This is a genomic window from Roseibium sp. 10G30-5 (assembly GCF_055809635.1).
The window spans coordinates 642,777-660,963 of record NZ_CM147918.1; the positions used below are offsets into that span (position 1 = coordinate 642,777).

13 protein-coding genes and 3 pseudogenes are annotated in these 18,187 nt (G+C 57.1%); 3 read left to right on the plus strand and 13 right to left on the minus strand.

The window, feature by feature from the left end; all coding sequences use genetic code 11:
* Positions 1-55 precede the first annotated feature (55 nt).
* A pseudogene (locus AC0L7U_RS03280) lies at positions 56-809 on the minus strand (helix-turn-helix transcriptional regulator).
* Positions 810-901: 92 nt separating this feature from the next.
* On the opposite strand from AC0L7U_RS03280, the gene AC0L7U_RS03285 reads away from it, so the two are divergent.
* On the plus strand, positions 902-1,300 hold the full coding sequence (locus AC0L7U_RS03285; protein ID WP_473693791.1) for a VOC family protein: 399 nt from the start codon (positions 902-904) through the stop codon (positions 1,298-1,300).
* A gap of 193 nt (positions 1,301-1,493) precedes the next feature.
* On the opposite strand, the gene AC0L7U_RS03290 is transcribed toward AC0L7U_RS03285, so the two are convergent.
* Complete coding sequence (locus tag AC0L7U_RS03290) at positions 1,494-3,083, minus strand: glycosyltransferase family 39 protein (protein WP_473693793.1); 1,590 nt, start codon at positions 3,081-3,083, stop codon at positions 1,494-1,496.
* A gap of 289 nt (positions 3,084-3,372) precedes the next feature.
* Here AC0L7U_RS03290 and AC0L7U_RS03295 point away from each other — a divergent pair, with 289 nt between their 5' ends.
* Positions 3,373-5,322 carry an ATP-binding protein gene (locus AC0L7U_RS03295; protein WP_473693795.1) on the plus strand — a complete coding sequence of 650 codons (1,950 nt, stop codon included), beginning with the start codon at positions 3,373-3,375 and terminating at the stop codon, positions 5,320-5,322.
* 101 nt (positions 5,323-5,423) lie between these two features.
* Here AC0L7U_RS03295 and gatB read toward each other — a convergent pair whose 3' ends face one another.
* The 4 genes from gatB to AC0L7U_RS03315 form a co-directional block, all read right to left on the minus strand.
* Positions 5,424-6,905 (minus strand): Asp-tRNA(Asn)/Glu-tRNA(Gln) amidotransferase subunit GatB, encoded by a 1,482-nt coding sequence (gatB, locus tag AC0L7U_RS03300; RefSeq protein WP_473693797.1) that lies wholly within the window; start codon positions 6,903-6,905, stop codon positions 5,424-5,426.
* A 210-nt stretch (positions 6,906-7,115) separates the two neighbouring features.
* Entirely contained in the window at positions 7,116-7,430 is a 315-nt protein-coding gene (locus AC0L7U_RS03305; RefSeq protein ID WP_473693799.1) for an EscU/YscU/HrcU family type III secretion system export apparatus switch protein, read from the minus strand.
* Positions 7,427-8,419 (minus strand): flagellar hook-length control protein FliK, encoded by a 993-nt coding sequence (gene fliK / locus AC0L7U_RS03310; RefSeq protein ID WP_473693801.1) that lies wholly within the window; start codon positions 8,417-8,419, stop codon positions 7,427-7,429. The genes AC0L7U_RS03305 and fliK overlap by 4 nt, the downstream gene beginning before the upstream one ends.
* Before the next feature lie 487 nt (positions 8,420-8,906).
* On the minus strand, positions 8,907-10,235 hold the full coding sequence (locus AC0L7U_RS03315) for a hypothetical protein (RefSeq protein WP_473693803.1): 1,329 nt from the start codon (positions 10,233-10,235) through the stop codon (positions 8,907-8,909).
* Positions 10,236-10,617: 382 nt separating this feature from the next.
* Here AC0L7U_RS03315 and AC0L7U_RS03320 point away from each other — a divergent pair, with 382 nt between their 5' ends.
* Entirely contained in the window at positions 10,618-10,878 is a 261-nt protein-coding gene (locus AC0L7U_RS03320; RefSeq protein WP_473693805.1) for a hypothetical protein, read from the plus strand.
* A 141-nt stretch (positions 10,879-11,019) separates the two neighbouring features.
* On the opposite strand, the gene mdoH is transcribed toward AC0L7U_RS03320, so the two are convergent.
* The 7 genes and pseudogenes from mdoH to AC0L7U_RS03355 form a co-directional block, all read right to left on the minus strand.
* Entirely contained in the window at positions 11,020-12,840 is a 1,821-nt protein-coding gene (gene mdoH / locus AC0L7U_RS03325; protein ID WP_473693807.1) for a glucans biosynthesis glucosyltransferase MdoH, read from the minus strand.
* Positions 12,841-12,867: 27 nt separating this feature from the next.
* Complete coding sequence (locus tag AC0L7U_RS03330) at positions 12,868-13,194, minus strand: hypothetical protein (RefSeq protein WP_473693809.1); 327 nt, start codon at positions 13,192-13,194, stop codon at positions 12,868-12,870.
* A 43-nt stretch (positions 13,195-13,237) separates the two neighbouring features.
* The gene (locus AC0L7U_RS03335) at positions 13,238-13,366 is read right to left on the minus strand and encodes a glucan biosynthesis protein (RefSeq protein ID WP_473695635.1); all 129 of its coding nucleotides are present in this window, start codon (positions 13,364-13,366) and stop codon (positions 13,238-13,240) included.
* Between the two features lie 92 nt (positions 13,367-13,458).
* Positions 13,459-14,664, minus strand: coding sequence for an OpgD/OpgG family glucan biosynthesis protein (locus AC0L7U_RS03340; protein WP_473693811.1), 1,206 nt, complete (start codon positions 14,662-14,664; stop codon positions 13,459-13,461).
* Between the two features lie 423 nt (positions 14,665-15,087).
* Positions 15,088-16,201: pseudogene (locus AC0L7U_RS03345) on the minus strand (NAD(P)/FAD-dependent oxidoreductase).
* Between the two features lie 21 nt (positions 16,202-16,222).
* Positions 16,223-17,699: pseudogene (gene gatA / locus AC0L7U_RS03350) on the minus strand (Asp-tRNA(Asn)/Glu-tRNA(Gln) amidotransferase subunit GatA).
* Positions 17,696-18,178: a GNAT family N-acetyltransferase gene (locus AC0L7U_RS03355; RefSeq protein WP_473693813.1), complete on the minus strand. Its 483-nt coding sequence runs from the start codon at positions 18,176-18,178 to the stop codon at positions 17,696-17,698. Before AC0L7U_RS03355 ends, gatA begins: the two are co-directional and overlap by 4 nt.
* Positions 18,179-18,187 lie beyond the last annotated feature (9 nt).

An 18,187-nucleotide genomic window follows, 5' to 3' on the forward strand; every position in this document is an offset into this window, starting at 1 on the left:
AACAGCCTTTCCAATCAGTAGCCCAACAGCCTTGCCCACGACACCCATCGCATTGTTACGGTTTCAATTTTTCCAAAGACAAACCGGGCTGATCACCGAAATCCAGTGCTTTCAGCTTGTCATCCCGCCACTGCCGCCAGCGCTTCTGAAGTTCCCCCTTCGGCAAATCATAGTGCGTGTCCAACACGTCAATCGAAAGGATCCGATCGCAGCGAAAATGCCGGAAATCCTGACGCAGCTCGCACTAAGGCAATCAACATGCGGTAGGTTTCGGCGTAGCCCAGAACAACAGGCCAAACGGTCCGCTCACTCTCCTGTCCGTCGCCAGTGCGGTAGCGCAGGTTGAGCTTGCACCCCCCACGGATGGCGCGACGCATCATCGGCAAATCTGCGAGCCTGTCCGGCGTATCATCGCCGCCGGAAAGCCGAGGTCTGACGCCCACACTTGGCTCCAGCACGTAGGGCAACAAGGCCTCGGGCAACACGGCGGAAATCTTTGCAACAACATCACGGGCCGCGTTCGCCAGCGCTGGATCCGACGCCTGCGCCACCCATTGCGCGCCCAGAACCACAGCCTCGACTTCATCGCCCGTCAACATCAGCGGCGGCATGTCGTAGTCTGCATTCAACAGATAGCCAAGCCCCGCCTCGCCGTCGATAGGCACGCGTTGCCCGATCAGATCGGCCATGTCCCGATAGATTGTCCGCTTGGAGACTTCCAGTTCAAGCGCCAGATCTTGCGCCGTCACAGGACGCGAAGAACGCCTCAGAATCTGAATAATCTGGAACAATCGGTCGGCACGGCGCATCATGGGTCTCCTGCTGACAGGATGCTGTCAGCAGGCCTGTGAGACAAGTCGCAAATACGTTCATTTACCTCACATCCCACAGGAAGCCTGAAATGAAATTTGCCTCCATCCGTCTGATCGCAAGAGACATTCAAGCCATGACCGCATTCTACGAGTTGGTGACAGGCCAGACGGCCGACTGGCTGGCGTCGCAATTTGCCGAGATTATCTTGCCGGGCGCAACACTGGCCATTGGCAGTGCGGAAACTGTCGGCCTGTTTCTAGAAGGCAGCGCAGAGCCAGCCGCCAATCGCACCGCGATCCTGGAGCTCATGGTCTCCGACGTTGAAGCAGAGTTCACCCGCCTCAAGGACACCATTGAGGTCATTCATCCTCCCAAGACACTGCCCTGGGGCAACCGTACGGCGCAGTTCCGTGACCCCGAAGGCAATGCTGTTGCACTGTTCTGCCCGGTAACAAAGGCAGCACAGATCCGTTTTTCGGATCGCTGAAGAGAGTGAGCACGCGGAGCACGGCTTCGGATATGACTCTGCGTTCGCAAGAACTCGCTGACCGCACTTCATGTAATGAATGAAACTCCCCGCTGACATGCACCCAGGGTTTTGCTGAGACGTAAAGACCATTGCGTGTGTCACAAGAGCAAATGTGCCTATGCGACGCACATCGTCAGTGGCGCTCTCGGCCTCATTGGCAGACAGGATCATCCTTCGACAATTGACCAACGCCGAAATAGGTTTTCCGCCAGCCTTTCGGCTTCCACAGATGCGACCAGTCCACCGCATAATAGCTGGCAGACGCGGCGGCAGGAGGCGACCAGTCTGCCGCCTCGCGGGGCGTGAGACGCTTGACCAAAGTCTCGTCTGCGCTCAAAGCGGGTTTGTCCCGCCCCTCCTTCCAAATGAAATAACACGACTTGCGGGCGGGCGTCGGTGTTGAACGAGCAAGCGAAACAATGCGCGCCTTCGGGAATAGAATGCGTAGATTTCCGGCCACATAATCATCATCGCTAACAAGTGTTGCCCGATCCACCCCCATAGCTTGCAACTTGGTCTTGAGCCCGGCGTACGGGATCATCTGGCGACACTTGTGTCCGCAAAAGGTATTGTCAGGGGCGAGAAAGCTCACCAGTCGCACCAGAAAAACAAGAGAGGCCACAACAATAATAATGATGCGAAGCCAGCGCCAGGGCGTCTTTACATCGTAAGGCTCCAGCATGGCAAACAGCCAGATCGGCATCACCAACAGGATGGGATGCATATGCCGTTCCTTGACATATGTGGCACCTGTTACAGCAATCAGCACCGCTGTCAAAATAATGAGAACCAGCACCAGACGTCCGCAAAAGCGTGCAACATCACCAATCGGCTGATGACGGCGGACCGCCCGCCCCGTCAGTGGTTTCCAGAACAGCGCCAGCAGAATTGGCAGCAGCAGAACTGAAAAACCGAGCAGCGAGAACGCCAGACGGCCCAACCCCAACAGCGCGCGCGATACGTGAGAGCTTGCCACCTCTAGCCCCATATTGGAGGCCATGCTGCCCACCAGCGTCTTGTGTTGCGCCACAATCCACCAGAGATAGGGACTGTAGATCAGCACCATGATGATCACTGCCAGCGCCAGACCTTCCCAGCGCAGATTGCGCCGCCAGCTACGCTCGCTGAGTGCGGTGATCACAAGCCCGAGGGCAAACAGAAAATACGAATGCTTGGCCAGCCCGCCGCAGCCCATGGCCACGCCAAGCGCCAGATAAAACCAGACATTGCGTGTACGCAAAGCCCCGACAAAAGCCCAGACACTGGCCGAACAGGCCGCCACGAGCACAACAGTCTGGGTCACACCTTCATGCAGGTTCCAGCCAAATTGATAGAACAGAGAATATGAGAAGACACAGAGAACAGCGAGCGACCTGGAGCGGATCGACTGCTCCGCAACCCGGTACAAGAACACCGCGCTGACGGTGATCAGCGTGTACTTGAGGAGCAGGAAACTCCAGATCGTTGGCCCGGTGATCTGCTGCACGCTCCACAGCAGCCACTCATACAGCGGTGGCTGGCGCATTCCGTAACCCGCCTGCAACGACTGCACCAGCACGTTCTCGAACATATCATCCGTGCCGATGGTGCCCGACGACAAGGCCCGCACCAGCATATGCGCCATCCCCCAGCCTGCCACGCCAAGAATGACCCAGACAACACCCGGAACCCGGATTTGTGAAGATCCGTCTGACTGCAATGCCCATGTCGGGTCAGAAGGCCGATGTGCCGTGTCGGTCATGAATATAGGGTCGCTTCTGTCTCTATCGGTGCAAGATGCGCGTCGCCTGCAAAACCAAACCATCGCGCTTCCCTCATGCATAAAAAGCCGAGGATCATTCCACAAGCCCCGGCTTTCATCCTTTGCGAAGAAGTTGGGTGCAAGCTGAACCTCGGGAAGTGATTAAATCCCTTTGCCGTTTAAGCAAATACCGTTTGGCTTTGACGACAGATCTACCAATGCCTAGGATGTGGATCCAAAGATGCGCTTTCAAGCAGCGGGCTGATTTGATGAGGTGGGAGTGACTGCCGTGGAGACATTCGATGAGAAAGTTCAGATGCAAGCGCCCGTTGCATCTGTCGTCTTTGACTTGGCCAGCCTGACTGTTCTCCATATCAATCAACGTTTCACACTGCTGACGGGCTACACGCTGGACACGTTTCCGGCGGGCCGGCAAATGCCCTTCTCCAAGATCCTGCACCACGATGATATTGCGCCCCTGTTGGCTCTTCAGTCGAAAATCATCCACCGTGAATGGGATCCTGTAACAGCGGCGACCACGCGCGAACCTTATGAAACCCTTGGCTGCCGACTGAAGACAACTGACGACGAGTGGTCCTGGTGCCAGATTAAGGTCGCAGCCTTCTCCCGCACCGATGAAGGCATCGTAACGCAGATCGCGTTCTTTCTATCGGACATGAGCAGTTTTCTGATCCGGGAGACCATCGCTGGCGAAAAATATTCGATCATCGACGAAATGCTGGAGAACGCCAGTTCCGCTGTCGGTGTCATCGATGCAAACCGCACACTGCATTACGCCAACAGACAGTTGCGCAGCATGTTGTTATCGACAGGCTTGCACAAAGACACAAGCATTCTGCCAAAAATCGACTTTCTGGATCGAAACTCGCTTGAATCCACGGGTGACGACATCATTGACCAGATCATCGCAGGCAATGTTCTGCCTGAAACCGTCTACGCCATTCGCTCCAAGCAGAATGAAGACCCGCTGTACTTCGAATTGCGCCACATGCCGATGGAGCGACGCCACGAGATTGAACTTTGGAGCATCAGCTTCATCAATGTCACGGCAAGCGAAAAGGCGCGGCAGCAGGAAGAGCGCTCCAGCCGACTGGATGCCCTGGGCCAGTTGACCGGCGGCATCGCGCATGACTTCAACAACATTCTCGCCTCCATCCTGCCGTCGGTGCAGATGGCTCGCAAAGTGAACACCAACGACCAGCTCGACAAGTTGCTGGCGATCATTGAGAGTTCGACGGAGCGAGGCCGCCAACTGGCCGCGCGGCTTCTGTCTTTCGCGCGCAGACAACCTGTTCAGGGGCAAAACATCTCAGTCCGCAACGCGATCAGCGAGTTGACGGATCTGGCCATGAGCAGCATCGGTAGCCAGATCCAGTTCAACGCAAACCTGACCATTGAAAGCTGCGAAGTGCATTGCGACGTATCGCAGCTTGAAAACGCTTTGCTCAATCTGCTCATCAATGCGCGTGACGCCATTCAGGAAAGTGGCAAGGGCGACCGCATCGATCTTGACTGCCGCATCATTCAGGCCATCGAAAATCAGGACGGGCTGGTTCCCGGCGCCAATTACGTTGAGTTCGCCATCACCGACAATGGTCCCGGCATGTCGCCGGCCCTGCAAAAGCGCGTGTTCGATCCGTTCTTCACCACACGCGGCAGCTCCACCGGAACAGGCCTCGGATTGGCAACGGTCTACGGCTTTGCAAAACAGGTCAATGGGGTCGTCAAGCTTTACAGCGAAGAAGGTGCAGGCACTACGTTCCGCCTGTTTCTGCCACAAGCCCAGCCAGAAGATGCCATATCCGCTGCCAAAGCCAACGCCAGTCTCGCCCAGACGGACAGTTTACTCGACGCCAAAGGCGCATCCATTCTGGTGGTAGAGGACGAAGAGAACCTTCTCAGCGCCATTATCGAGTTTCTCAAGTCGCTGAACTTCGAAACCTATTCAGCTGCCAACGGCGAACTTGCCTTGCAGGTTTTGTCAGGCGCTCCGCAAATCAAACTGATCATGACAGACATCATCATGCCCGGTGGCATGAACGGCTTTGACCTTGCGCAGGCCGCCATGGAAATCCGCCCCGAAACAACTCTTATCTACATGTCCGGCTATACCGGGTTCGTGGATGATCCGCGCAAAGTGATTGCAGGCGACTTCATCCAGAAGCCCTGTGATATCCAGTCGCTTTCGCACACGTTGTCCAAGGCTCTAGGCTCCTGATTCAACATCTTTACGATCCATACTAACGCATTGACCAAAAAACAAAAAACCGGCGCACAATGGACGCCGGTTTTTTAGTCAACAGATGGTCTCGCGAAGTCTCAGTCGAGACCGATCTTCTGCTTCAGCATGTCATTGACAGCTTGTGGATTGGCTTTGCCCTTTGACGCCTTCATCACCTGCCCAACGAACCAGCCGAGAAGACCCGGCTTTTCCTTCGCCTGCTCGGCCTTTTCCGGGTTGGCGGCCAGAATCTCGTCAACGTGCGCCTCGATAGCGCCCAGATCGGTGACCTGCTTCATGCCGCGCTCTTCCACGACCTGCGCCGGATCGCCACCTTCACTCCAGATAATCTCAAAGAGATCCTTGGCAATCTTGCCGGAAATGACATTCGACTTAACCAGATCAATGATCTTGCCAAGCTGGTCAGCAGAAATCGGGCTTCTGGGCAGATCAAGGCCTTCCTTGTTCAGGCGACCGAACAATTCATTGATGAGCCAGTTGGCTGCCAGCTTCGCATCACGACCAGCGGCAACCTTCTCAAAGAAATCAGACGAGACCTTTTCCGACACCAGAACATCCGCATCATAAGGTGTCAGACCAAAATCGTTGATAAAGCGTGCTTTCTTTTCATCCGGCAACTCGGGCAGATCGCGCGCCAGATCGTCGACAAACGCTTGCGTGAATTCCAGAGGCAACAGATCCGGATCCGGGAAATAACGATAATCATGCGCTTCTTCCTTGGAGCGCATGGAGCGGGTTTCGCCCTTGACCGCATCAAACAGGCGCGTCTCCTGATCGATGGAGCCACCGTCTTCCAGAATGGCGACCTGACGGCGGGCTTCATATTCGATAGCCTGCCCCACGAACCGGATGGAGTTGACGTTCTTGATTTCGCAGCGCGTTCCAAACGTCTCGCCGGGACGGCGCACAGATACGTTCACATCGGCACGCATGGAACCCTGATCCATATTGCCATCACAGGTGCCCAGATAGCGCAGGATGGTGCGCAGTTTGGTCAGATAGGCACGGGCTTCATCGCTGGAACGCAGGTCCGGTTTCGATACGATTTCCATCAGCGCCACGCCAGACCGGTTCAGGTCAACGAACGACATTGTCGGATGCTGATCATGCAGCGACTTGCCCGCGTCCTGCTCCAGATGCAAACGCTCGACACCGATCTCGACCCGTTCTTCCGGCATATCCAGATAGACAATGCCTTCGCCGACAATCGGCTGCTGAAACTGGGAAATCTGGTAGCCCTGCGGCAAATCCGGATAGAAGTAGTTCTTGCGATCAAACACCGATTTCAGATTGATCGCAGCCTTGAGACCCAACCCGGTGCGCACGGCCTGCCGCACGCATTCTTCGTTGATCACTGGCAACATGCCGGGCATGGCAGCATCGACAAGGCTGACGTTGTTATTGGGGTTCTGACCAAATTCGGTGGACGCGCCAGAGAAAAGTTTGGCTTGTGAAGTCACCTGGGCATGAACTTCCATGCCAATCACGATTTCCCAGTCGCCAGTCGCTCCCTTGATGAACTTCTTCGGATCGGGGTTGCGTGCCTCGACAATCGTCATTCGCTTAAATTCCTGTCTACTATGCGGGCCCTTGAAAGGCGCGGCCTGTCCCTTTTAAAGCAGCCTGCGGACAAAACAATCCTCTACCCGATGCCTAGTCGGGAAAACACGATCCCGCAAGTCTTGATGAGCGCAAGTCACAAGCGGACGCGTTTGAAGAGGTGATTTGACAGCAAAGCCCCGCCGTACGATAGGCAAGAGCACGCCGCGTCACTGCGGTGGGTGCCTATCGCTGTCTTTGGGGTTCATCGCATCGCCGGTGCGCAAAATAAAGCCGATAAGCACAGCAACCGCCTGATACAGTTCGAGCGGGATCTCTTCATCCAGTTTGAGCCCCGACAAGGCTTCCGCCATGACCGGGTTGTTTTCAATGGGGACACCTGATTCAGCCGCGATCTCCTCGATCCGCTCGGCCATATGGTTACGCCCGGTCGCTGTCACCACAGGGGCATTTTCGCCATCATAGTTGAGGGCAATCGCCAGTTTGTTACGGAGTGGGCTTTTACTGTTGTCTGATGATGTCATGAGCGTGCGTCCACCCTTTCGCCGCTGCGACTTTGCCATTGACGTGGCAACCCTCTGATCAGGCGCAAGTCCTGGAGGTCGAGTCCCGAATGGGCAAAGGCAGCGCCAATGGTTTCGCGCTGGCTGTCCAGCAAGCGATAGGTGTCTTCCCGCCCGACCCAAAGGCTGACGAAGGTGCCCTCGCCGCGCAACCGGACCGAGGCCTGAACGGCTCCTGTCTGCGGCAAATCAAGGCCGAAGCGCAATTGCCATCCGCCCTCATCACGCTGATCTGCCTGTTGGCGCGGCGGATCACGACTGATCTGCATCTGCATGATAGCCGTCTGACCATTCAGGGCCAACGGAATATCCATCACCAGATCTGGAGGCTTGCTGGCGGCTGAGTGATGCGCACCGGCAGCATTTGCACCACCGGACCCGGCACTATGATGGGGTACGTCTTGAAGCAGTCCACGGCTGGCGATCTGGGCCAGACGAATACGCGCCAGCGCGCTGTCCGTCTCCTGCATCAACTTGTTGACCAGCGCATTCTGCTGACGGACCATCTTGTCGGCAGTTGAGGGATCACCCGTCTGCTTCAGCGCCTCCAGATCCCCCAGCATAGCCTTGACGCCCGCACTCACAGCGGGGAGCTGGCCCTGTGGCAGCAGACTTTGTCCAGGAACGGATGGCTGCGTCATCGGCTTGGGAACCATCGCTTTGCCCCCCATTGCTGTGAACAGAGCGCGCAATTGAGACAGCAATGCCTTCAGATCGGCTGTATCCGCGTCGCCATTTTGTCCCGAGGACTGTGCTGCAGTATTGAAAAGTCCCGAAGCCTGGGCAGCCGTGCGAACATCCTGCCCGGACAAATTGCCAGACCCGGACTGGCCGTCCAACCGCAACCCCAAAAGCTGCTGCATGACTTGCAGAGCTGCTGGCGGCAGCACAACGCTGGCAGCCGACCCAGCAGAGGCCACGGCAGCGATCTGCGCAAATACCCCGGCCAAAGAACTTTGCTGAGCCTCAAGCTTTGGCAAAACCTTGGTTCAGCGCCTTTGTCAATTCGGCTGGCAGGTCCGCACGCGGCTGTAAGGCTCCACCCGCCCCACCAGGCTGGAATGGAAGATCCTCCCCGCGACGATGCAGCTCCAAATGCCTGATACAGAACATCCGCGAGCGCTTGCCCCAAAGATCCCGCCTGTCCGGCAGCCTGCCCCATACCGGCAGGCGGCGCGGCCCCGCCTGCGGTTCCCCCCATTCCGGCTTGTGCAAGCAATTGGGCAATACCGTCTGCCTTGACCAGCTTGTCGCTCAGTTGGCCCGTCGCAGCCTGCGCTGACAATGCAGCCGCGCTGACCGAACTGGTTGCCACGTTTTCAGACATCGCGGACTGTGTCATCGCCGAAGCGGATGACGCAGCCGACGGAGCCATAGGAGATGTGACCCCGACGTTGGCTCCGACAGGTGATGCCGCACCGGTTGCACCCGCGGCATTTACCGAAAGAGCTGTCCCTGCTGCCAACAAGGAGGACGCCCCCCACCTTGCAAAGCGAGAGTGCCCTGCGGCCCTGATTGTCCAGAAGCACTGTTTGACAACGGGCCTTGAACGCCAGAAGTCGTCCCCGCAGCAGCTCCGCCGCCGGGGGGCGGCGCCGGAGAGATGCCACTCCCCGAGGCCATGGTCGGCGAACTGCCTCCAGCCACATTGCCACCCCTCTGAGGCCCAGCAGGTCCAGCCCCGCTCTGTTCCGTCAACGAAGCCCCGGCCAGTGGCGGAGCGCCTGCCGCAAAAGGTGGCCTTGCCGTTGGGGCCGCCGCTACGGCTCCATTTGCACCGCTCGACAGTCCTGACGATGAGGGCCCTGCGGGAGACGGTGAGGCCGATGGTGTGGCGCGCGTCCCCGATGTCTGCGTCGTGCCTGCTGACATATCGGGCGACGGCGCTGTCGCGGAATTGGCCGCGGTGCCAGAGGCGGGAGCACTGCTTTGTACGCCAGCCGACGAAGGCATGTTGGCAGCAGCAGACGCAGACACCCCTGCCCCTTGCGTCCCTTGTCCGGCCTGCGAAGGAGCTGTCGCCGCCCCCAGAGATGATGTCGTATTCGCCGACACCGGAGCCTGCGTTCCCGCCACAGGGGCAGAGCCAGTTTGAGATGGAACTGTTTGAGCACGGGAAGACCCGGACGCGCTTGCTACTGCCTGAGACGAAGATCCCGAAGACTGTGCGGTGGCCTGCGTCGCTGACGCGGATGCTCCCGAAGGGGCTCGCGCTGCGGTGGAAACCGATGGAGCCGTTGAAGACGCCTGTGAGGCGTGCGAAGAGGCTTCAGAGGTCCCGGCCTGAACGGCCAGCCGGCTTGCACTCGCCGTCAAGGCCGCTGCCCCGGAGCCAGTGCCGGACTGTGTCACCACCACCGCATGAGCAACATTGGCCGCTGATTGGGCAGAGCGGCCCTGCGAGGTGGCTTTGGGACTGGCTGCGGCTGCACCTTGCGTTGACGGTGGAACAGCAGCGCCAGTGCCTGCCGGCGGAATGCCGGTTCCGGAACCCGCCGTCCTGCCATCTGCGCTCGCCTGCGGAATAAGCTGGATTTGCGGCGCTTGCGCCGTGCCCGACACCCGAATGGTCACCGTGCTGCCCGCAGGCAGCGGCATATCCGCCTTGACCGCTACACTCTGCTTGCCAATACGCAAGGTCGTGACCTGATCTGCCGTCGTGCCTTCGACTTTCGCTTGCGCCTCGAACCCCGGAGACAACGACAGGCCGCCGGGCGCGGACGCCCCGCCGCGAGACGTCACCACTGTCGAAAGATCAAGGGTCAAGCCTGTGGTCCCGGTATTTCAAATCGCTCAAGACAAAGTCTATCAGCTTTTTCTTCCCACACACTTAACTGAAAACCGACAGTTTGGTCGAGTTGCGCGACAGATCACCTAAATTTGAGGGGCAATATATGGTAGTCTTTAGCGACCGCTCAGCGGGACAAATGTCCCAAAAATTGCCTTCAAGAAACACTCAGAAACCAACTTCATCCTCGAATTATCAAGTCATTTTATTGTCTTAACCCAACAAAGCGACTAGCGTTTTTAGGATCACGGAAGACATTCAACGCCCTGACCAGACCACAATTCAGTTTTAAATAATGAAACTTGGAATTATTCCAATTCTCCTTTACGAACATCTTTTCAAAAGAACGCTGCTGATTTAATGGAATACACTGTCATCTCCGAAGACCGCGACACGGCGCGCACGATTGGCGAATTGAACCAGTTTGATCAACGACTGGGCCTCAACTGTCACTACTGCGCCAGATTTCGCTATCTGCGCCCCACCAGCTTTGAATCAGACGAGACCATTGCCACGCTCGCGGCCGAAATGCATTGCAGTCGTTGTGGATCTGAAGATGTGGAGACTTTTGCTGTCGCCCGATCCGGCAAGAATGGCTATTGGCCTGCGGAATCCAGCTGACGGCTGACACGTAATAGGCCAGCAAACCGACGCTCAGGAAAATCCTGCTCAGGGCATCAAAAAAACCCGGCACCTTGAAAGGTCCGGGTTCTTCAATCTCTTCAAATTCTCAGACCAACTGCGCAACCTCATGCGTGGCAGTCAGACTGCCAGCCGCTTCACGTCCTCTTCCTGAGTCGACGGGGCTGCAACAGGGCGCACATCACGCGCGAGCGCTTCATCCATACGTTCAACCGCACTATCACCGAAACGCTCAACCGGTGTCAGGAACAGCCCTGCCTTGCGGAAAGCCTCGCCAACCCAGACAGATGCAGTGAACCAGATCAGGAACGGTGCCAGGAACATGGGCACGGTGACCGGCATCGACCAAAGCAACAGCTCTGGTGCATAGAACTGGGCAAACAACATGGCGCCAATACCGATGATGCTGATCCACCAACACGCCTTGATGCTTTCCATCATCGTCAGCGCACCATCGTCACGCGATGCGGCAGGCCAGCCCGAATCCATCCCCATCATCACCTGAATAACGGATCGGGTCTGATACATCATATGGATCGGAGCCAACAGCGATGTCAGAAGCAATTCGAGGAAGGCGCTGATCGTGGCAAGAAAAGCATTGCCGAACTGCCGTCCCTCACCGCGCAGAAGAACCTGCATGAGCAGCAGAAATTTTGGCAGAATAAGCAGTGCCCCAACGCCGAACAGCAAGGCCAGTGCGGTTTGCGTTTCCGGATGCGGGAACACGGGGAACGGCGACCGGGAATCGAAATAGACTGGTGCAGCCGCAAACAAGGGAGCCGCCAGACTGGAAATCAGAAACAGCAACCAAACCGGCGATGACAGATAGGCAAACATGCCCTGGATGATGCCAACCTTGTTCCACAACCGCAGACGCGGGGCTAACAGGATTTTGGCGTGCTGCATGTTACCCTGACACCAACGGCGATCACGCTTGGCAAACTCCACCACATTAGGCGGCGCCTCCTCATAAGAACACGTCAGGTCAGGATCGAGACGGACGGTCCAGCCATCGCGTGCAAGCAACGCCGCTTCGACCGTATCATGCGAGAGAACATGACCGCCAAACGGCGCCTTTCCAGTCAGGGGAGCCATTCCGCACGACCGGGCGAAGGCCTCAACGCGTACGAGAGCATTGTGCCCCCAGAACGGACCGGTCTTGCCTTGCAAGGAGGCAACACCGCGCGAAAACGCCGGCGCATAGAGAAAAGACGAAAACTGCAACAGACGCCCGAACAAGGTCTTCAGGCCAATGGTCTGTGGCAAGGACTGCAACAACCCCAGATCGGGCTGTGCATCCATACGACGTACCATTTCGATAATCGTCTCACCGCGCATCAGACTGTCCGCATCCAGAATGAGCATATAGTCATATGCTCCGCCGGAATTGCGGACAAAATCCGAGATATTCCCGGCTTTACGGCCGATATTGTCGGTACGGCGACGATAATAGATCTGGCCACCTTCGCTGCGGCTGCAAGACAGCAACAACTTCTTGTAGGCCTGAGCTTCCTTGGCAGCCGCCTCTTCCTTGGTACTGTCCGACAGAATGAAAATGTCGAATGCCTTGGCCGAAGAACTGGCTGCCAACTCAGTGTAGATCGCCTCGAGGCGCGCAAACACCTCGCGGCTGTCTTCATTGTAAACAGGCATCAGAATTGCCGTGCGGGAGGACAACGACCCGTCTGACACCTTGCGCACTTCAGCCTTGTAGAGGACGCCAAGTAGCGCCGTACAAGTGCCCCATGCGAGCCAAAACCCGGCGACAACAATCAGGGCAATGCGCGGCACGTCCAGCCAGTCATACCCATCTGCCTGCACGATTGCGCCGAACATGGTCGCCGCCGCAAAAGTCAGGACAAGTGTGAAGACCAGCGCCCCCATACGTCGCAACAGGACGCTTAAGGTCGCATGGGTGAAATTACCGCCAAAACCTGACATATCTTAACCGGATCCCAATTCTGTCTATCAGTCCTTGCGAACGCGAATGGCACGCATCAGACGAACGCGCTGGCGGCGCTGGAACAGGCGTGCGAAGCGGACCGCGTAGGACGGAGAGAACGCCGGGTTCAGGTTATGCTCCGGCATCTGCAGCGGAAAGCGCGGCAAAGGGAAAGAAGCCCCCTTCAGCACCAGATCGAACACGTCTGGCGAACGCGACAGAGTGGTCAGTGTCGGCATCTTCATGCCAGGGTAAAAGCTCTGATAGCTCTGACGCATGGCTTGGTCGATTGTCTTGGCATCAAGGTCGCCACGGTTGGTACGCTGGCGAATGGTAGTCAGTACTTTGGTCATGTTTTCCATCTCCGGATCAATGTTGTGCAGCCTCTGCGGACCGTCAATTCTCACCGTTCCACTGGTACAACCATCTTTCGGACATTAAAGTTTCATTCATCTTTAGGCCCAAGCGCATTTCTAGCGGCTTGTCGGTGCTATCTCTTTGAACATCAAAGATAAATCGCCACACACCATTTTCAAGTTTTTGCAAATCCTAGGTCAGAACTTTGCCGTTCGCCACCGAAAGATCGGCTTTCAACGGATCGTTGCTGCCCACTTTGCTCAAGGCATCGCCCTTGAACTCGACCACAAACTTGCGCTGGTTCGGCTTGGCATCAGATGCCGCCGTTCCAGCATGACCACTGCGTGTGGCCACAACAAGAGCACGATCGGTTCCCGGACTCGGTTCGCCCCCCAACTCATGCGATACGCAAAGGTGAAGGACTTGCCAGCCTTGGCCTTGTCCTGCGGAATCCAGAGCGCCACGATATTGTCGTGGATCTCCTTGTCCGACGGAATTTCCGCCAGCATCAGGTTGCCATTGCCCCAGTCGCTCAAAGGCTCGACCCAGAGCGATGGACGGCGCTGATAATCCGCTTCCGTATCCTGATAATGCGCGTAGTCGCGGTCTCGTTGCATCAAACCAAAGCCCTTGAGCTTGTTTTCGCTCAGGAAGGACAAGGCCAGCTTTTTCGGATTACGCAACGGACGCCACCAACGTTCGCCATTGGAAGGCAGCACCATCAGGCCATCACTGTCATGCACTTCCGGACGATAGTCATCGAAGCGCACCCGGTCATTTTCGCCGAACAGGAACATCGATGTCAGTGGCGCCACTCCGAGCCGGTCAACATCTGCGCGCATGAACAAACGAACTTCCACATCGATCTGCGTGTTGACACCCGGATTGACCTTGAACTGAAACGCCCCAGTCACACTCTCGCTGTCCAACTCGGCCCAGATCATAATCTCCTGCTGCCCCTTCTTGGGGTGCTGGACATAGAACTTGGTGAACCGCGGAAACTCTTCCGGCTTACCAACAGCCGTATCAATCGCAAGACCGCGCGCCGACAGGCCATATACATTGTTTTTGCCAAGTGCGCGCCAATAACTTGCACCCAGGAACGCAATCAGCTCATCGAAATAGTCTGGCGTGTTGAGCGGATAGTGCAGCCGGAAGCCTGCCACGCCCGGTAGCTTCAGCCCGTCGAACTTTTTCGGATCAAGCGGCGCACGATACTCGAAATCTGCGCTTGTAAATGTCAGCGGTTTTGCCTTGCCATTCTCGACCTCATATAGATCGACAACCTGCTTGTACAAGCCACCGGGATGAAAGGCCTGAAGATGGAAATACATCCCGTCTTCGTTCCACAACGCCTTTTCAGGACGATAGCGAATTGCACGGTTTTGATCATAGGTCAGGTCATTGACGACAGCGGGAAGATCCGGTTTCGGATCGGCAAAAGCCTTCTTTGAAAGCTTAGCCATTTTATCCGCGAGATTGTCGAACGAAAACTCTGGTTGAGGTTCTTTCGGTTTGTCATCTGCCAAAGCCGGCATCACCGACCCGACTTCACTCACCATCCAGGCCCATAGCGGCGGTCGAGACTAAGAAATTACGCCGATTGAGCACTTTCAAAATTTTCCTTCAGACACATCAATCCAACTTTACTACGCCGTAACGAAGCTCGGGGATTAAGGCAAAATTGAGAATTTGACCGACGCGCATTTCAGACACACGTAGAATTGTCTGGCCGATCAGCAACATTTTCTTCCTTCGGGGAACGCGCCAACGACCCTATTGTTCCGCACTGCACGCTCCGAAAATCAGGACAACGAAAAGCCATCGCCGTCAAATACCACATCTCGCAATGGTTTCACTTATGCACACAAATGAGACATGCCATAAAATCAGTACGCTGTGATCCTGCGGCAAATTTCCTCGGCCAGTGCCAAGGAGGCCGTCAGCCCCGGCGATCTCGATGCCATAAAGCGCGATCAAACCCGGATAGCCATGCTGGGGTGCTGCATCAATCCGGAAGTCAGCGGCGGGTTGTCCCGGTCCGCTCAGTTTTGGGCGAATGCCGCAGTAATCCGGCTCAAGGTCCCGACCGACAATGTCAGGCCAATAGCGGGAAATCGCCTGCCGGAATGCGCCCAGACGCTGATCATCGACGCTGTAATCGATCTCGGAAATCCACTCCACATCCGGCCCAAACCGAGCCTGGCCTTGCAGGTCCAACGTCAGATGAACGCCCAACCCGCCGGGCTCGGGCACCGGATAGACAAGCCTCGAAAAGGGTGCTGCACCCGAGAGCTTGAAATACGATCCCTTTGCCAAAAAGGTTTTCGGAACTGCATCGCCAAGCAACATTGCGGCAAGCTTTGTGCAGGACAGACCACCGCTGAGCACCAATTCACGGCATGTGATGCTGCTGCTCCCTGCCTCAGACGTGTTGTCGGCAAAGCTGATCCGGAACCCGCCCCCGGACAGAGCCGTCAGGCCCCTCACCTCGGTGCGTAGAACCAGTTGCCCACCCACCTGCTCCAGATCCCCAAGAAGCGACAGCATATAGGAATGAGAATCGATAATCCCCGTTGAGGGAGACAAAAGCCCGGCCCGCACTCCAAGCTGCGGCTCATATGCCAGCACCTCGGAGCCATCAAGCAGCACCAGATCATCAACGCCGTTGTCCGCGGCCTTTTTGCGTATGCCGTCAAGCTGCGCCACCTGCGGCTCGTCAGCCGCCACAATCAACTTGCCGAGGCGGCGAAACGGTAGCCCCCGGTCGCGACAATAGCTGTAAAGCTGGTGTCTGCCCATAACGCACAGGCGCGCTTTCAGGCTGTCGGTCGGATAATAGATGCCTGCATGAATGACTTCACTGTTGCGGGCGCTGGTCTCTTCGCCAAAGCGGTCATTGCGCTCCAGCACCATCACTTCACGCCCAGAAAGCGCAAGGGCGCGGGCTGCCGCCAATCCGACAACCCCCGCCCCCACGACAATGGTTTCAACGTCAAACACGCCGACGCCCGTCTTTCCGCCTTACGCCCACCAGACATCCGGTGCGAAATGACCAGCGGCCTTTTCAATGACCGAACCAACCTGGAACAGCGTGCTTTCCTCAAACGGCTTGCCGATAAGCTGCAACCCGAGCGGCAGACCGTCCTTGTTGAGACCTGCCGGAACGGAGATGCCCGGCAGACCGGCCATATTCACCGTGACCGTGAAGATGTCATTCAGATACATCGTCACCGGATCTGTGATCTCGCCGGATGCAAAGGCAGCACTCGGTGTGGTGGGGGTCAAGATGGCATCGACACCATTCTGCCAGTGCCAGATCAAAGTCACGCTTGATCAGCGTACGGACTTTTTGCGCCTTCAGGTAATAGGCATCGTAATATCCGGCGGACAGAACATAAGTTCCAATCAGGATACGGCGTTGCACCTCATCACCGAAGCCTGCGGCACGGGTGTTTTCGTACATATCGGCAATGTCCTTGCCCGGCACCCGCAGGCCATAGCGCACGCCATCATATCGCGCCAGGTTGGACGAGGCTTCCGCCGGAGCAACGATGTAATAGGCGGGCAGCGCATATTTGGTATGCGGCAAGGAAATCTCGACGATCTCGGCTCCAGCGTCCTTCAGCCAGTCGATGCCCTGTTGCCACAGCTTCTCGATCTCTTCCGGCATACCGTCGACGCGGTACTCTGCCGGAATGCCGATCTTCAGCCCCTTGACCGATGTGCCGATGGCGGCTTCGTAGTCCGGAACCTCAATGTCAACCGAGGTGGTATCCTTGGCATCAACGGAGGCCATCGACTTCAGCAGGATGGCGCTGTCGCGCACGGTGCGGGCAATCGGGCCGGCCTGATCGAGCGAGGAGGCAAAGGCAATCGTCCCCCAGCGCGAACAGCGGCCATAGGTTGGCTTGATGCCAACGGTGCCGGTGAAGGCGGCAGGCTGACGGATCGATCCGCCGGTATCGGTGGCCGTGGCGCCCATGCACAAACGGGCTGCAACGGAGGATGCAGACCCACCGGAAGACCCGCCCGGAACAAGGTTTTGATCCGAGCCATTCTTGCGGAACGGGTTGGCAACATTGCCGTAGTAGGAAGTCTCGTTGGACGAGCCCATGGCGAACTCATCCATGTTGAGCTTGCCCAGCATCACAGCGCCATCGGCCCACAGGTTGGCGGTTACAGTCGACTCATAGGTCGGCTTGAAGCCATCCAGAATATGCGAACAGGCCTGCGTATGAACACCCTCGGTCGCAAACAGGTCCTTGACGCCCAGCGGAATGCCTTCCAGCGCCCCGGCTTCGCCCTTGGCAATGCGCGCATCAGACGCCTTGGCCATGTCGCGCGCCTTGTCGGCCGTCACAGTGACATACGCATTCAACGACGTGTTGGCCGCATCAATATTGGCAAGAAAGGCGTCGGTCAGTTCGCTGGCCGAGAAGCTTTTGTCGGCCAGACCTTCGCGGGCCTCAGCAATCGTCAGATCGGTCAATTTGGTCATGATTTCAACTCGGTTTCGGCCGCAATCGGCCTTTCATAAAAGACGGAATACGGGCTGTCTGGATAGTCGAGCACACGGTCACAGCGCGCAAACCCGGCGGTCTCGTAAAGACGCTGCGCGGGCGGATGCTGTTCACTGGTCTCAAGAACCAGCTTGGTGAAATGCTCAAGCCGTGCCTGTTTCATGATTTCCAGCAAGAGAGCGCGCCCAACGCCCTGCCCACGATAAGCAGGCCGCGTGTACATGCGCTTGACTTCCCCCACCCCATGCTCATGACGCCGCAAAGCCCCACAGCCGATCGCCTCGCCCGCTGCGTTGCGTGCGACAAACACTTCCGTGTGGTCTTCGGCCAGTTCGTCTGCCGTCATCAGAAAGCAATATTCCGGTGGCGACATTGTCAAAAGCACAGCGTTGAGCTCTTCCAGAAGCTCGCGCATTTCGGCACTCAGTGGTGTCTCGCGGGAAATCGTGAAAGCCATCACGCGCCC

Bases quoted from the DNA above. Each gene is read 5' to 3' on its own strand.
- AC0L7U_RS03285 (WP_473693791.1), top strand. From the start codon at position 902: ATGAAATTTGCCTCCATCCGTCTGATCGCAAGAGACATTCAAGCCATG.
- AC0L7U_RS03330 (WP_473693809.1), bottom strand. From the start codon at position 13,194: ATGACCAAAGTACTGACTACCATTCGCCAGCGTACCAACCGTGGCGAC.
- mdoH (WP_473693807.1), bottom strand. From the start codon at position 12,840: ATGTCAGGTTTTGGCGGTAATTTCACCCATGCGACCTTAAGCGTCCTG.
- AC0L7U_RS03290 (WP_473693793.1), bottom strand. From the start codon at position 3,083: ATGACCGACACGGCACATCGGCCTTCTGACCCGACATGGGCATTGCAG.
- AC0L7U_RS03305 (WP_473693799.1), bottom strand. From the start codon at position 7,430: ATGACATCATCAGACAACAGTAAAAGCCCACTCCGTAACAAACTGGCG.
- gatB (WP_473693797.1), bottom strand. From the start codon at position 6,905: ATGACGATTGTCGAGGCACGCAACCCCGATCCGAAGAAGTTCATCAAG.
- AC0L7U_RS03340 (WP_473693811.1), bottom strand. From the start codon at position 14,664: ATGGCTAAGCTTTCAAAGAAGGCTTTTGCCGATCCGAAACCGGATCTT.
- AC0L7U_RS03320 (WP_473693805.1), top strand. From the start codon at position 10,618: ATGGAATACACTGTCATCTCCGAAGACCGCGACACGGCGCGCACGATT.
- AC0L7U_RS03355 (WP_473693813.1), bottom strand. From the start codon at position 18,178: ATGGCTTTCACGATTTCCCGCGAGACACCACTGAGTGCCGAAATGCGC.